This window comes from Priestia sp. 3CA3 (assembly GCF_056836725.1).
This window is the reverse complement of the sequence record NZ_JBXENJ010000005.1, coordinates 266,398-279,414: the sequence shown is the minus strand read 5'-3', so window position 1 is coordinate 279,414 and position 13,017 is coordinate 266,398. Positions and strand designations below refer to the sequence as shown.

At 37.9% G+C, this 13,017-nt stretch carries 13 protein-coding genes; 5 read left to right on the top strand and 8 right to left on the bottom strand.

What is annotated here, in order from left to right:
* The first annotated feature begins 181 nt into the window (after positions 1-181).
* On the top strand, positions 182-1,657 hold the full coding sequence (locus AC1VNJ_RS15555; RefSeq protein ID WP_028414107.1) for an aminotransferase class I/II-fold pyridoxal phosphate-dependent enzyme: 1,476 nt from the start codon (positions 182-184) through the stop codon (positions 1,655-1,657).
* Between the two features lie 36 nt (positions 1,658-1,693).
* Here AC1VNJ_RS15555 and AC1VNJ_RS15550 read toward each other — a convergent pair whose 3' ends face one another.
* Complete coding sequence (locus AC1VNJ_RS15550) at positions 1,694-1,819, bottom strand: GapA-binding peptide SR1P (RefSeq protein ID WP_013056059.1); 126 nt, start codon at positions 1,817-1,819, stop codon at positions 1,694-1,696.
* A gap of 393 nt (positions 1,820-2,212) precedes the next feature.
* Between AC1VNJ_RS15550 and AC1VNJ_RS15545 the strand changes: the two genes are divergently transcribed.
* A complete protein-coding gene (locus AC1VNJ_RS15545; protein ID WP_033578409.1) occupies positions 2,213-3,733 on the top strand; it encodes a glycine betaine uptake BCCT transporter in 1,521 nt (506 codons plus the stop codon).
* Between the two features lie 49 nt (positions 3,734-3,782).
* Here AC1VNJ_RS15545 and AC1VNJ_RS15540 read toward each other — a convergent pair whose 3' ends face one another.
* The 6 genes from AC1VNJ_RS15540 to AC1VNJ_RS15515 form a co-directional block, all read right to left on the bottom strand.
* Positions 3,783-4,025, bottom strand: a complete 243-nt coding sequence (locus AC1VNJ_RS15540) for a hypothetical protein (protein ID WP_033578408.1) — start codon at positions 4,023-4,025, stop codon at positions 3,783-3,785.
* A 248-nt stretch (positions 4,026-4,273) separates the two neighbouring features.
* On the bottom strand, positions 4,274-5,686 hold the full coding sequence (gene lpdA, locus AC1VNJ_RS15535; RefSeq protein ID WP_013082295.1) for a dihydrolipoyl dehydrogenase: 1,413 nt from the start codon (positions 5,684-5,686) through the stop codon (positions 4,274-4,276).
* A 3-nt stretch (positions 5,687-5,689) separates the two neighbouring features.
* Complete coding sequence (locus AC1VNJ_RS15530; RefSeq protein ID WP_028407941.1) at positions 5,690-6,991, bottom strand: dihydrolipoamide acetyltransferase family protein; 1,302 nt, start codon at positions 6,989-6,991, stop codon at positions 5,690-5,692.
* 102 nt (positions 6,992-7,093) lie between these two features.
* Positions 7,094-8,071 (bottom strand): alpha-ketoacid dehydrogenase subunit beta, encoded by a 978-nt coding sequence (locus AC1VNJ_RS15525; RefSeq protein WP_013056055.1) that lies wholly within the window; start codon positions 8,069-8,071, stop codon positions 7,094-7,096.
* A gap of 3 nt (positions 8,072-8,074) precedes the next feature.
* Positions 8,075-9,190, bottom strand: coding sequence for a pyruvate dehydrogenase (acetyl-transferring) E1 component subunit alpha (gene pdhA / locus AC1VNJ_RS15520; RefSeq protein ID WP_013056054.1), 1,116 nt, complete (start codon positions 9,188-9,190; stop codon positions 8,075-8,077).
* A 581-nt stretch (positions 9,191-9,771) separates the two neighbouring features.
* Entirely contained in the window at positions 9,772-10,437 is a 666-nt protein-coding gene (locus AC1VNJ_RS15515; protein ID WP_028407940.1) for a YkyA family protein, read from the bottom strand.
* A gap of 169 nt (positions 10,438-10,606) precedes the next feature.
* Here AC1VNJ_RS15515 and AC1VNJ_RS15510 point away from each other — a divergent pair, with 169 nt between their 5' ends.
* Both AC1VNJ_RS15510 and def read left to right on the top strand, forming a co-directional pair.
* A complete protein-coding gene (locus AC1VNJ_RS15510; protein ID WP_016763434.1) occupies positions 10,607-10,717 on the top strand; it encodes a YjcZ family sporulation protein in 111 nt (36 codons plus the stop codon).
* Positions 10,718-10,891: 174 nt separating this feature from the next.
* Complete coding sequence (gene def, locus AC1VNJ_RS15505) at positions 10,892-11,446, top strand: peptide deformylase (RefSeq protein WP_013056051.1); 555 nt, start codon at positions 10,892-10,894, stop codon at positions 11,444-11,446.
* A gap of 29 nt (positions 11,447-11,475) precedes the next feature.
* Here the strand turns inward: def and AC1VNJ_RS15500 are convergent, their stop codons facing one another.
* On the bottom strand, positions 11,476-12,258 hold the full coding sequence (locus tag AC1VNJ_RS15500; RefSeq protein ID WP_033578407.1) for a Cof-type HAD-IIB family hydrolase: 783 nt from the start codon (positions 12,256-12,258) through the stop codon (positions 11,476-11,478).
* Between the two features lie 549 nt (positions 12,259-12,807).
* Here AC1VNJ_RS15500 and AC1VNJ_RS15495 point away from each other — a divergent pair.
* Positions 12,808-13,017, top strand: coding sequence for a DNA-dependent RNA polymerase subunit epsilon (locus AC1VNJ_RS15495; RefSeq protein ID WP_013056049.1), 210 nt, complete (start codon positions 12,808-12,810; stop codon positions 13,015-13,017).

Sequence of the window (13,017 nt, the reverse complement as noted above, 5' to 3'; positions counted from 1 at the left end):
AATTTCTGTTGAATTTCTTTTGTAGAAAAAAGATCTGATATTTTAATATGTATAATTCAACAGCCATTAGTTTTTGGTATATAAAATTGAATGCTGTAATTTGATAAAAAAACAATCAAAGTCCCTCTAAGCTTTGCTTAGAGGGACTGACAATTTATGATAAAAGAGGTGTATAGCAAAGTTGTCTTCTCAATTTTCAACTCCATTATTTACTGGATTAGTTAATCACGCTAAGAAAAACCCAACACAATTCCATATCCCTGGACATAAAAAAGGAAATGGAATGGATCCTGAATTCCGCTCATTTATTGGCGATGATGCTTTATCCATTGATTTAATTAATATCGGTCCCCTTGATGATCTTCACCAGCCAAAAGGCATTATCAAACAAGCACAGGATTTAGCTGCAGAAGCATTTGGTGCTGATCATACTTTTTTTTCTGTTCAAGGAACGAGCGGAGCAATTATGGCAATGGTTATGGCGACATGTGGACCTGGAGATAAAATTATCGTTCCTAGAAACGTGCATAAATCTGTTATGAGTGCGATTGTTTTTTCAGGAGCTACGCCTATTTTTATTCATCCTGAAATTGACGAAAATCTTGGCATTTCTCACGGTATTACATCGGACTCTGTAGAAAAAGCCTTAAAGCAGCACCCTGAAGCAAAAGCAGTGCTTGTTATCAATCCAACTTACTTTGGAATTTCCGGAGACCTTCGTAAAATCGTAGAAATTGCCCACTCGTATCAAGTGCCTGTACTTGTTGATGAAGCTCACGGCGTTCATATTCACTTCCATGATGATTTGCCTCTGTCTGCTATGCAGGCCGGTGCAGATATGGCAGCAACAAGCGTTCATAAATTAGGCGGTTCTATGACGCAAAGTTCCATTTTAAACATACGCGAAGGCTTAATTTCTCCAAAACGCGTACAGTCTATTTTAAGCATGCTGACAACAACATCAACCTCTTATCTGCTGCTGGCTTCTTTAGATGTTGCACGAAAACGTCTAGCTACAGAAGGAAAAGAGCTGGCTGAACGTGCAATTTCTCTTGCTGAAAAAGCACGAAAAGAAATTAATACAATTGAGCATATCCGATGTATAGGCAGAGAAATTTTAGGCACAAAAGCTACGTATGATTTAGACCCTACTAAATTAATTATTTCTGTTTCAGATTTAGGAATTACGGGCTATGACGTAGAAAAATGGATGCGTGAAGCTCATAATATCGAAGTGGAAATGTCTGACCTTTATAATATTCTATGTATTATCACGCCCGGAGATACAGAAGAAGATCTTTCACGTCTTGTCACAGCTCTGCGTGAGTTATCCGCAAAATTCCATAACCTTTCTGAGACAACGGCAAAACCGGCTATTTTATTACCTGATATTCCTGTATTGGCTTTAACACCTCGTGATGCTTTTTACGCTGAAACCGAAGTGGTACCTTTTCATGAGTCAGCAGGTCGTATTATTGCAGAATTTGTAATGGTCTATCCTCCTGGTATTCCTATTTTTATTCCTGGGGAAATCATCACTGAGGAAAATTTAACCTATATTGAAACAAACTTAGAGGCAGGTTTACCAGTGCAGGGTCCGGAAGATTTTGAATTAAAGACATTTCGTGTCATTAAAGAACATAAAGCAATTCAATAAAAAAGGTGCGGAATTCCGCACCTTTTTTTTATTGAATTAATCTAAATCTTCATCTGCTTTTTGACATTCTCCGCTTTTACATGTTGAGTATAATCGCGTCACTTTCTCATCTTCGAAATGATCAATTGTGCAGTTACATGTTTGACATACGATTGTTCCCATTTTGTAAACTCCCCTTTAACCGTCTTTTTTTGTAAGCGTTTTACAACTCTTGATATTATATTATTATGTCACATTAAATATGTCAACAACTAATTAGTATGTCACATTAAAAATATTTTTCTCATAAATGTTATATTTGTTTTCAAAAAGCTGACCCCTTAGCATCATCTCTATTTATATGAAAAAACTATGTCTAATTTCATATCTATTTCGGCACTTTAAAATAATTACGAAAAATAAGAATTTGAGATCTTGCCTTTTTTTCTTACTAATAGGGTAGACATTTCATACAAACTTTACTAGAATGTATAACCATGTGGTTTCATGTATAGCTAAAAAGGTTATATGAGAAACTATGTTATGTAAAATAGAATAGGAAAGGAGTGATAATCGATGAAAAAACTGACTCCTGTTTTTATCATTTCGGTTATTATTGCTGCAGTATTTATCGTATGGGGTGTTATTCCGGAATCTGTGCTAGGAAGCGCAGCGCTTACACCTGTCACATCGGCAATACATAGTTTTATCATCGAGAAATTTGGCTGGTATTATTTATTAGCAGCTACATTATTCTTAGTTTTTACGCTGTACTTAATTTTTTCAAAGTACGGAAACATTAAACTAGGTAAACCTGACGAAAAGCCTCAGTATGGTTATGTCTCGTGGTTTGCTATGTTATTTAGTGCTGGTATGGGGATTGGACTTGTATTCTGGGGTGTTTCAGAACCAATCAATCATTTTCATACTCCACCTTCTGGTGAAGGCGGTACAGCAGAATCAGCTCGTGCAGCTCTACGTTATTCGTTTTTCCACTGGGGTTTACATCCTTGGGCTATTTATTCCGTTCTTGCACTGGCCCTTGCATATTTTCAATTTAGAAAAGGTTACCCGTTCATAATCAGTAATATTTTACGTCCACTATTAGGAAAACGTGTTGATGGACCTCTTGGAACGATCATAAACGTTATCGCCGTATTTGCAACTATTTTTGGGGTGGCAACATCTCTAGGACTGGGCGCTATTCAAATTACTGGTGGAGCCTCTTACTTGTCGCCAAGTATTGATAATAATTTCACGACTCAATTAATTGTTATTATTATCGTGACGTTCTTGTTCATGCTGTCAGCACAGACAGGTCTGAACAAGGGTATTAAGTATTTGAGTAACATTAATATTGTTTTAGCTATTCTGTTAATGCTATTCTTGTTATTTGCAGGTCCAACCAACTTTATTATGGACTTATTCGTTACAACAATTGGCAGCTACATTCAAAACTTGCCGTCGATGAGTTTTCGATTGAGCCCGTTTGATAACAGCACCTGGGTTCAAGATTGGACAATTTTCTACTGGGCATGGTGGATCGCCTGGGCACCGTTCGTTGGTACGTTTATTGCTCGTATTTCACGAGGTAGAACCATTCGAGAATTTTTAATTGGTGTACTAGCTGTTCCGACCGTATTTGGCGGATTATGGTTTGCTGTATTCGGAGGTTCTGGGGTTTATCTAGACTTTTTTAAGGATCTTCCTGTTATGGATGTTATCAATAATAAAGGAACAGAAGTTGCTTTATTCTACGTACTTGAACAGTTTCCATTTGGTACGTTCATGTCCATTGTTGCTATTTGCTTAATTGCTACATTCTTCATTACATCAGCTGACTCAGCTACATTTGTTTTAGGAATGCAGACAACAAACGGTGATCTAAATCCTTCAGGCTCTATTAAGCTTACGTGGGGCTTAATTCAATCGTTAACAGCAATCATTTTGCTTTGGACAGGTGGTTTGGACGCGCTCCAAACAGCTGCGATTATAGCAGCACTTCCATTCTCAATTGTGCTGGTGCTAACGGTCTTCTCATTAATGAAAGCATTTAAAGAAGAAGGCGCGTTAAAAAGAGAAAAAAAATCTGTGTAAGACAAAAAAAGCGTTAGCTTATATAAGCTAACGCTTTTTTTATGCACTCTTACGCCGTGCAAAATAAAATTAGTTGATAACATGTCAAGCAGATAGCTGACGTTGTGCCCGTCATCATAAGCGCCAGTCTTTTAGATTTGACGTTCATTTCTGCTATACCGTAAGCTAAATAAGCAAATACTAAAAATAAAATAATTTTAGATGTCAATTGATCACGTTTTGATAATAATTCAACCAGTGAATACCCCATCCAAATAACAATGTGCAAGCTCCAAACGAAATATGTCTTCATAGCTCCTTCGCCGCCTTTTCATTCGTTATCCAAAGAAGCAATTTTGTATCCAACTATAAGCAAAGCACGTCCCACTTTATATGTATGCATCTAGAACTCATTTAAGACTGTCTCAGCGCTTTTTACATCTTTCTGCTAGAATTATACTCAACCAGTAAAAAAACTGTCTGACAAGCACCTTATACTTTATGAAAACCGTTTTCTTCAAAAAAAAAAGCTGATGCGTATGCATCAGCTTTTTAAAAACATTATTTTACAATGTGAATTGGGCTTCCAATTGCTACTTCAGCAGCTTCCATTGTGATTTCACCTAATGTTGGGTGAGCGTGAATTGTTAATGCGATATCTTCAGCTGTTACGCCAGCTTCGATAGCAAGACCAAGTTCAGCGATCATGTCAGATGCGCTAGGTCCAGCGATTTGAGCACCAACAACTACTCCGTCTTCTTTACGAGTGATAAGCTTCAAGAAGCCTTCTGCAGCGTTAAGTGCAAGCGCACGTCCGTTAGCAGCGAATGGGAATTTAGAAGCTTTAACAGCTAATCCTTCTTCTTTTGCTTGTGCTTCAGTATAACCTACAGATGCAAGCTCAGGCTCAGAGAATACAACTGCTGGAATTCCTAAGTAGTCAATTTCAGCAGGTTCGCCAGCGATTACTTCAGCTGCGATTTTACCTTCGTAAGAAGCTTTGTGTGCAAGTGGTGGTCCAGTTACGATATCACCAATTGCAAAGATGTTGCTTACAGATGTACGAGTTTGGTTATCGATTTCGATAAGACCACGGTCAGTCATTTTAACGCCAACTTGCTCAAGACCAAGCTCATCAGTGTTAGGACGGCGACCTACAGTAACTAATACGTAGTCAGCATCGATTACTTTTGACTCTCCGCCTACTTCAAACGTAACTTGTACGCCATCAGCAGTTTCTTCAACACCTTTAGCCATTGCTTTTGTATAGATTTCAACGTTTCCTTTTTTCTTAAGGTTACGTTTAACAAGAGAGCTCATTTGTTTTTCAAAACCAGCTAGAATTTCATCAGCAGCTTCTACAAATGTAACTTCTGTGCCGAAGTTAGCAAAAGCAGTACCAAGCTCAGTACCGATGTAACCTCCGCCGATTACAACTAATTTTTTAGGAACTTCTTTAAGCGCTAATGCACCTGTAGAGTTGATTACGCGCTCAGAGAATTTGAATCCAGGGATCTCGATTGGACGAGAACCAGTTGCAAGGATTGCATTTTTGAATTTGTACGTTTGTGCTGAATTTTCATCCATTACACGTACAGTTTCGCTGTCAACGAAGTAAGCTTCACCTTTTACGATGTCAACTTTGTTACCTTTAAGAAGGCCTTCAACACCGCCAGTAAGTTTGTTTACAACGCCGTTTTTGAATTCTTGAACTTTAGAGAAATCAACTGTTACGTTCTCAGCGATAATCCCCATGTCTTCAGAATGTTTAGCATGTTCAAAACGGTGACCTGCAGCGATTAATGCTTTTGAAGGAATACAACCAACGTTTAAGCATACGCCTCCAAGATTACCTTTTTCTACGATTGTAACTTTTTGACCTAATTGAGCTGCACGAATTGCTGCAACGTAGCCACCAGGGCCAGCACCAATGACAAGAGTATCAGTTTCGATTGGGAAATCTCCTACTACCATTTATTACGCCTCCATTAATAATAATTCTGGATCATTTAATAAACGCTTGATTTGGTTAAGAGCGTTTTGAGCTGTTGCGCCATCGATAATACGGTGGTCAAAGCTTAGTGATAATGCTAATACTGGAGCAATTACAATTTCACCGTCGCGTACAACTGGTTTTTCAGCGATACGTCCGATACCTAGAATTGCAACTTCTGGGTGGTTGATAACTGGAGTAAACCATTGTCCACCAGCAGAACCGATATTTGTGATTGTACAAGAAGCGCCTTTCATTTCAGCAGGAGCTAATTTACCATCACGTGCTTTTCCAGCAAGGTCGTTAATTTGATCCGAAATTTCGAATACAGATTTACGATCAGCATTTTTCACAACTGGTACTAAAAGACCTTTTTCAGTGTCAGCAGCGATACCGATGTTGTAGTAATGTTTTTGAATTACTTCATCTGTAGAATCATCAATTGAAGTGTTAAGAGCTGGGAACTTCTTAAGTGCTGAAGTTAACGCTTTTACCACGTAAGGTAAGAATGTTAATTTAATACCTTGATCTGCTGCAACTGTTTTGAATTTTTTACGATGAGCAACAAGAGCTGTTACATCGATTTCATCCATTAATGTTACGTGTGGAGCAGTGTGTTTAGAGTTAACCATAGCTTTTGCGATTGCACGACGGATACCGCTCATTTTCTCGCGAGTTTCTGGTAAGTCGCCTTCAGGAATAGCTTGTGCTGCAGCTGCTTTTGGTTCAGCTGAAGCAGTTTCCTCTTTAGCTGGAGCTTCAGCAGTTGCTGTAGCTGTAGAACCACCAGATAAGAAGCTATCGATGTCATCTTTAACAATACGTCCGTTTTTACCTGAACCAGGAACAGCTTTAATGTCTACACCTTTTTCACGAGCATATTTGCGCACTGAAGGCATAGCAATTACTTTACGGTTAGGATCAACATCAGCTTGTGCTGCAGGAGCTGTTGCTTCTTCAGTCACTTCTTCAGTTGAAGCTTCTTCTTTAGCTTCTTCTGCTGGTGCATCATCATGATCGTCACCTTTGAATTTTAAGTCTTCGTATCCAGGAGCATCAAAAGTAACGATAACTTGTCCTACAGTAGCTACTGTACCTTCGTCAACTTTTACTTCTAATACTTTACCTTTTACAGGAGATGGGATTTCAACAACAGCTTTGTCATTTTGTACTTCTGCTAGTACATCATCCTCATCAATTTCATCTCCAGCTTTTACGAACCATTTTACAATTTCACCTTCGTGGATACCTTCACCGATATCCGGCAGTTTAAATTCAAATGCCACGTGTCTTCACCCTCCTAGTTAGTTGCGTTCAATTTGTTAGTGTTTATTTTATCTAAGACAGAAATCAGCATAAAGCTGATTTCTATCACAGTAAAATGCTAATTAAAATTCAAGTACTTTCTTAGCTGTTTCAACGATATCTTTGTGGTCTGGTAACCATACGCCCTCAGCTTGAGAGAATGGGAACACAGTATCCGGTGCTGTTACACGTAATACTGGTGCTTCTAAGCTTAAGATTGCACGATCGTTAATTTCAGCTACAACGTTAGCTGCGATACCAGCTTGTTTTTGAGCTTCTTGAACTACTACTACGCGACCAGTTTTTTCAACTGATGCAAGAATTGTATCGATATCTAAAGGTTGAACTGTACGTAAGTCCACTACTTCAGCAGAGATACCTTCTTTTTCTAGTTCTTCAGCTGCTTTTAATGATGAGTGTACCATTGCACCGTAAGCGATAAGCGTTACGTCTGTACCTTCACGTTTCACATCAGCTGTACCTAAGTCAATAGTGTATGATTCTTCAGGTACTTCTTGACGGAATGAACGGTAAAGCTTCATGTGCTCTAAGTATACAACCGGATCGTTATCACGGATTGATGAAATTAAAAGACCTTTTGCATCGTATGGAGTTGAAGGAATTACAACTTTTAGACCAGGTTGAGATGCTACGATACCTTCTAAGCTATCAGCGTGAAGTTCTGGTGTATGAACGCCTCCACCAAATGGTGAACGGAATGTGATTGGTGCATTCCAGCGACCGCCAGAACGGTAGCGCATACGTGCAGCTTGACCTGATACAGAATCAAGTACTTCGTATACGAAACCAAAGAATTGAATTTCAGGAACCGGACGGAAACCTTGAGTCGATAGACCCACAGCAAGACCACCGATACCAGATTCAGCTAATGGCGTATCGAATACGCGATCTTCGCCGAATTCTTGTTGAAGACCTTCAGTCGCACGGAATACTCCACCGTTTACGCCAACGTCTTCACCAAAAACTAATACGTTTTCGTCGTTTTTCATTTCTGTGCGTAACGCATCAGTAATCGCTTGAATCATTGTCATTTGCGCCATGGCTTACTTCGACTCCTTCTCTTTGTAGATTTCATATTGCTCTTGTAAGTTTGAAGGCATAGTTTCGTACATGATTTCCATTAAATCTGTAACTTTTTGTTTTGGATAATCGTCAGCCTTCTTAATAGCTTGTTTGATATCTTCTTTAGCTTGCTCGATTACTTTGTTTTCTTCTTCTTCATTCCAGATGCCTTTAGCTTCTAAGAATTTACGGAAGCGAACAAGTGGATCTTTCTTTTCCCACTCAGTGTCAAGCTCAGCTGTACGATAACGAGTTGGATCGTCACCAGCCATTGTATGTGGACCATAACGGTAAGTTAATGTTTCAATTAAAGTTGGACCTTCACCGTTTACTGCACGCTCACGAGCTTCGCTTACTGCAACGTATACTGCTAGTGCATCCATACCGTCTACTTGAACGCCTGGGATACCAACAGCCGCTGCTTTTTGAGCGATTGTACGTGCTGCAGATTGCTTTTCAACTGGTGTTGAAATTGCAAAGCGGTTGTTTTGTACAACAAAGATTGCTGGAGCTTTGAATGCACCTGCGAAGTTCATACCTTCGTAGAAGTCACCTTGTGAAGCTCCGCCGTCACCTGTATAAGTGATCGCTACTGCTTTTTTACCGCGCTTTTTAAGACCTAGTGCCACACCAGCAGTTTGCACGATTTGTGCACCGATGATGATTTGTGGAGAAAGTACATCTACACCTTCTGGCGCTTGGTTACCGTGGAAATGACCACGAGAGAATAAGAACGCTTGATATAGTGGAAGACCATGCCAAATTAACTGAGGCACATCACGGTACCCAGGTAAAATGAAGTCTTCTTTTTCTAATGCGAAATGTGAAGCGATTTGAGAAGCTTCTTGCCCAGCAGTTGGTGCATAGAAACCTAAACGACCTTGACGGTTCAATGAAATTGAACGTTGATCAAGAATACGAGTGTATACCATGCGAGTCATTAACTCTTTTAATTTTTCGTCAGATAAATCTGGCAACGCTGATTTATTTACTACTTCGCCCTCTTCATTAAGAATTTGGAACGTTTGGTACTGCTCAGCGATTTTATCAAGTTGCTTTGATACATCAATAATAGCCTTTTTAGTTTTAGCAGCCATCTAAGTCACCTCTTCCTTTCATTTAAGCCGTATAAATTCATTTTACTAATCAAACAAACATACACGCTTTTAGAATGTCCCAAATGGACAAGTAAAAGTCATATTTTGTCGAGTAGCTTTTTGAATTCGCTAATCCTTAACATTTCTATGTATTCCCCAGCGAATTCTGTGCAAACATTTACGTAAAAGGAAAGTTTAAGCGAAACGAGCGTTTCGTTAAACTGTATTAATTATTTTGCAAAAATGATTAATACAACACTTACTACGCTACCTAGTTTACAATACACTAAAACAGTTCGTCAATGCATTTACATCAAGAAATTACGCTTTTTTAGTTTGTGAAATAAAACACATAAAAAAGACATGCTGTACTATTACACAGATACAAACTGTATTATATGTTTTATAATAACCTTCTCTTTTTTTACGTCTGCACATCTCCTATCTTGCCACAAATAAACGATTTTTTAAAACAATAACCTTTTGTAATTTTTACTTGAATCGTGTCGAAACTCTTTCTTTATTTCAGAAAACCTTCCTTTTCAGCCAAAAAAAAAGACCTGTAAACTTCACAGGCCTTCTTATTTATCCTCGCTATTTTTCACCTTTAACTTCGTTTTGTTATAAAAATCTTCTTTGGCTTTGTTATAGTCAGCTGTTAGTGTGTTAAACGTTTCTTTTTTCTTTTCAACTTCTTTATAAGTAGCATTGATCGAAGCGATTTGTGTTTCAAGATTCTCTAATTTCACATTGTCTTTTTCAAAGAGCGTATATAGCTGACGATCTAATTCAATGGAATGAAGATAGGCATCATGTAAGGACTGGTAGGCCTTATAACGCTTCTTCATTAACGAAGATAGTTCAAGCGCCTCTTCTTTTGCTTTGCCGTCCTCTAGCTTTTGGATCTTTGGCTCTGTCGCTTCAAACTGTTTTTGCGAAGCGCTGATGCTTTTTTCTTCTTTTTGTAATTTATTTTCACGCTCATCTAATAACTGCTGCGCTTTTTGTGCTTTATTTTTTATTTTCTTTTTATCTTTAATCCCTAGCTCAATAATTTGGTCGTATATCGCATTTTCTTGCTGTTCTAAATCAGCTAACGGTTTTTGCTGATCAGCAAATTGCTTTTCTTGTGCTACCACTTTTTCTAATCCATTATATACCTCAAGTTCAGGCGATGAGCCCTCTGCACAGCCTGCTAGTGACATAGCAGCAATGCCAATAACTATATATCTTCCGACGCATTTCATATTTGGTAAATCCTCCCTTATTCATGGGTCATTATACAATTTTTGTAGGAAATTAGCAATTTATCTACACCCTTTTTCCACCTTTTAATATATTATACTAACCCAATCGTGAAAAAAAGGGAGTTTATTACTTTTTACCTTGGGATTGATAACTACGGGAGGTTACATTATGTTGGGTTATGGTGGATATGGCTGCGGCGGTTCTAATAAAGGTTTCGTGTTATTAATCGTACTGTTCATTTTATTAGTTATTATCGGCTGCAGCTGTGGCGGCTGGTAATTATACAATAAAAGCGGCTAACTGCCGCTTTTATGTTTTCTTATGCATGTTTTTCCAAATGTTTGATACATATAATTAGTAGAAACATTTATGTGGTCAAGGTCGAGGTAATGACTTTTTTATACGGATTTGGTACACTTTATACCTATAAAATAGCCTAGGGAGATGTGAAAGTTGATTACAATGAACGATATTATCCAAGACGGACACCCAACGCTGCGAGAAGTAGCAAAAGAAGTACCGTTACCTGCTTCTGAAGAAGACAAAAAGATTTTACATAGCTTATTAGAATATGTAAAAAACAGCCAAGACCCTGAAATTGCTGCTAAATATGGACTGCGATCTGGTATCGGACTTGCCGCTCCTCAAATTAATGTATCAAAACGAATGATTGGGGTACACGTTACGGATGAAAAAGGCAAGCTATACAGCTATGCATTATTTAACCCTAAGATCATTAGCCACTCAGTTGAAAAGACATATCTTACAGGCGGTGAAGGCTGCTTGTCTGTCGATCAAGATATCCCAGGATTTGTTCCTCGATATGCACGCATCACAGTAAAAGGCACAACGCTTGAAGGCGAAGAAGTGAAAATTCGTTTGAAAGGCCTTCCTGCTGTCGTATTTCAGCACGAGATTGATCATTTAGACGGAATTATGTTTTATGATTACATCAATAAAGAAAACCCATTTCAAGAACCTGAAAATGCTTTTCCATATGAACGCTAAAAAACGCGAGCTAGAGCTCGCGTTTTTTCTTATTTTAACAATCCTACTAGCTCTAATCCGTGGAGAATACCACCTTCTGCTACATCTTTTGTAACAAGATCAGCAACTTCTTTCACGACTTCTTCCGCATTTCCCATCGCTACGCCATTTCCGACAAACTCAAGCATTTCGATATCGTTTAAGCCGTCTCCGAATGCATATACATCTTTTTTATCAAAGCCAAGCTTTTCAATCATGGTCTCAATTCCTCGCGCTTTTGATCCACCTTTTGGGAGAACATCAGTTGAAAATTCATGCCAGCGAATAAAGTCAAATTTCTTAAATTTTTCTTCATAAGGAGCTTCTTCTCCCGCTGTACAGAATAAGAGGGATTGATAAATTTCACGCCCTTTGAAATAAGCAGGATCGTGGTGAGGGTGGGTAAATCCAATTTTCAGCGTGCTGATGCTGGATTCGATATAATCATGAAATTCAATGTTTGATTTCATATCTTCATGATCCATGTATACGACAGGATGATCATGCTCAACAGCAAAAGCCGTTAAATCCTGAAGCTCTTCTTTATTTAACGGGTTTTTGTAAAGAACTTCTCCATTTAAGACAATGTACTGACCATTAAAGCTAATATATGTTTGAATATCCAACTCTTCACGCAGATCTTTAAACATAAAAGGAGCCCTTCCAGTTGCAATTGCCACTTCATGCCCCTGCTCTTTTAACAGCTGGACAGCTTTTTTTGTAGAAGCAGGCAGTTTTTTATCATGATCCAATAACGTTCCATCAATATCAAAAAAAATAATCTTTCGTTCCACGTTTATCACCTTATTTTTTATAATTTTTTATCTCTTTGTTAAGCCTTTCCAATTATACCAAACAAGCACTGATTTCTCTATAAATGGACGTTCCTATTTACAATTTTTCCATATTTAACCACGAGAAACCTCTCCCTTTTCATCATATAATAAAAGTACAGAGAGAGACAGGCAGGTATCGCAAAAAAACAAAGGAGCTGAAAAATCATGTTAAAAGATTTTCGAAAAAGGCTGCTAAAACGCTGGAATGAATTATTGCGTAAAAAAACGATGGCATAATCGATTTTTTTAGGGCTTTCTGTTGTAAAATTTGCAGAGTGTGTGTCTGCATCGTACAATGGAATAGCCCTTATTTTTTATACGCCCGGAAAATATAGTCTTGTATCCGTTTCCTATTAATATTATTCTATAATTAATTGACTTGTTATATTTAGATGACTAAAATGTAGTGAAAGCAAGTTTCTTTAGAAAATACATGAAATACATACACATTTTATAATATAATAAAATAAGTTATTTGAATTTCGGAATTAAGGAGAGATTTTTGTTATGATTTTTAAAGTTTATTTTCAAGAAAAAATGAGTGAAGTAGCTGTACGTGAAAATACAAAAACAGTGTATGTGAACGCAGATTCTGAGCGTGACGTTCGTAAAAAGTTAAAAGCGCGTTCAATTAATATTGAGTTTGTTCAAGCAGTGACTGGAGACTATCTAGAATATGAACAACAGCATGAAGATTTTAAAGTATTGGAGATATGA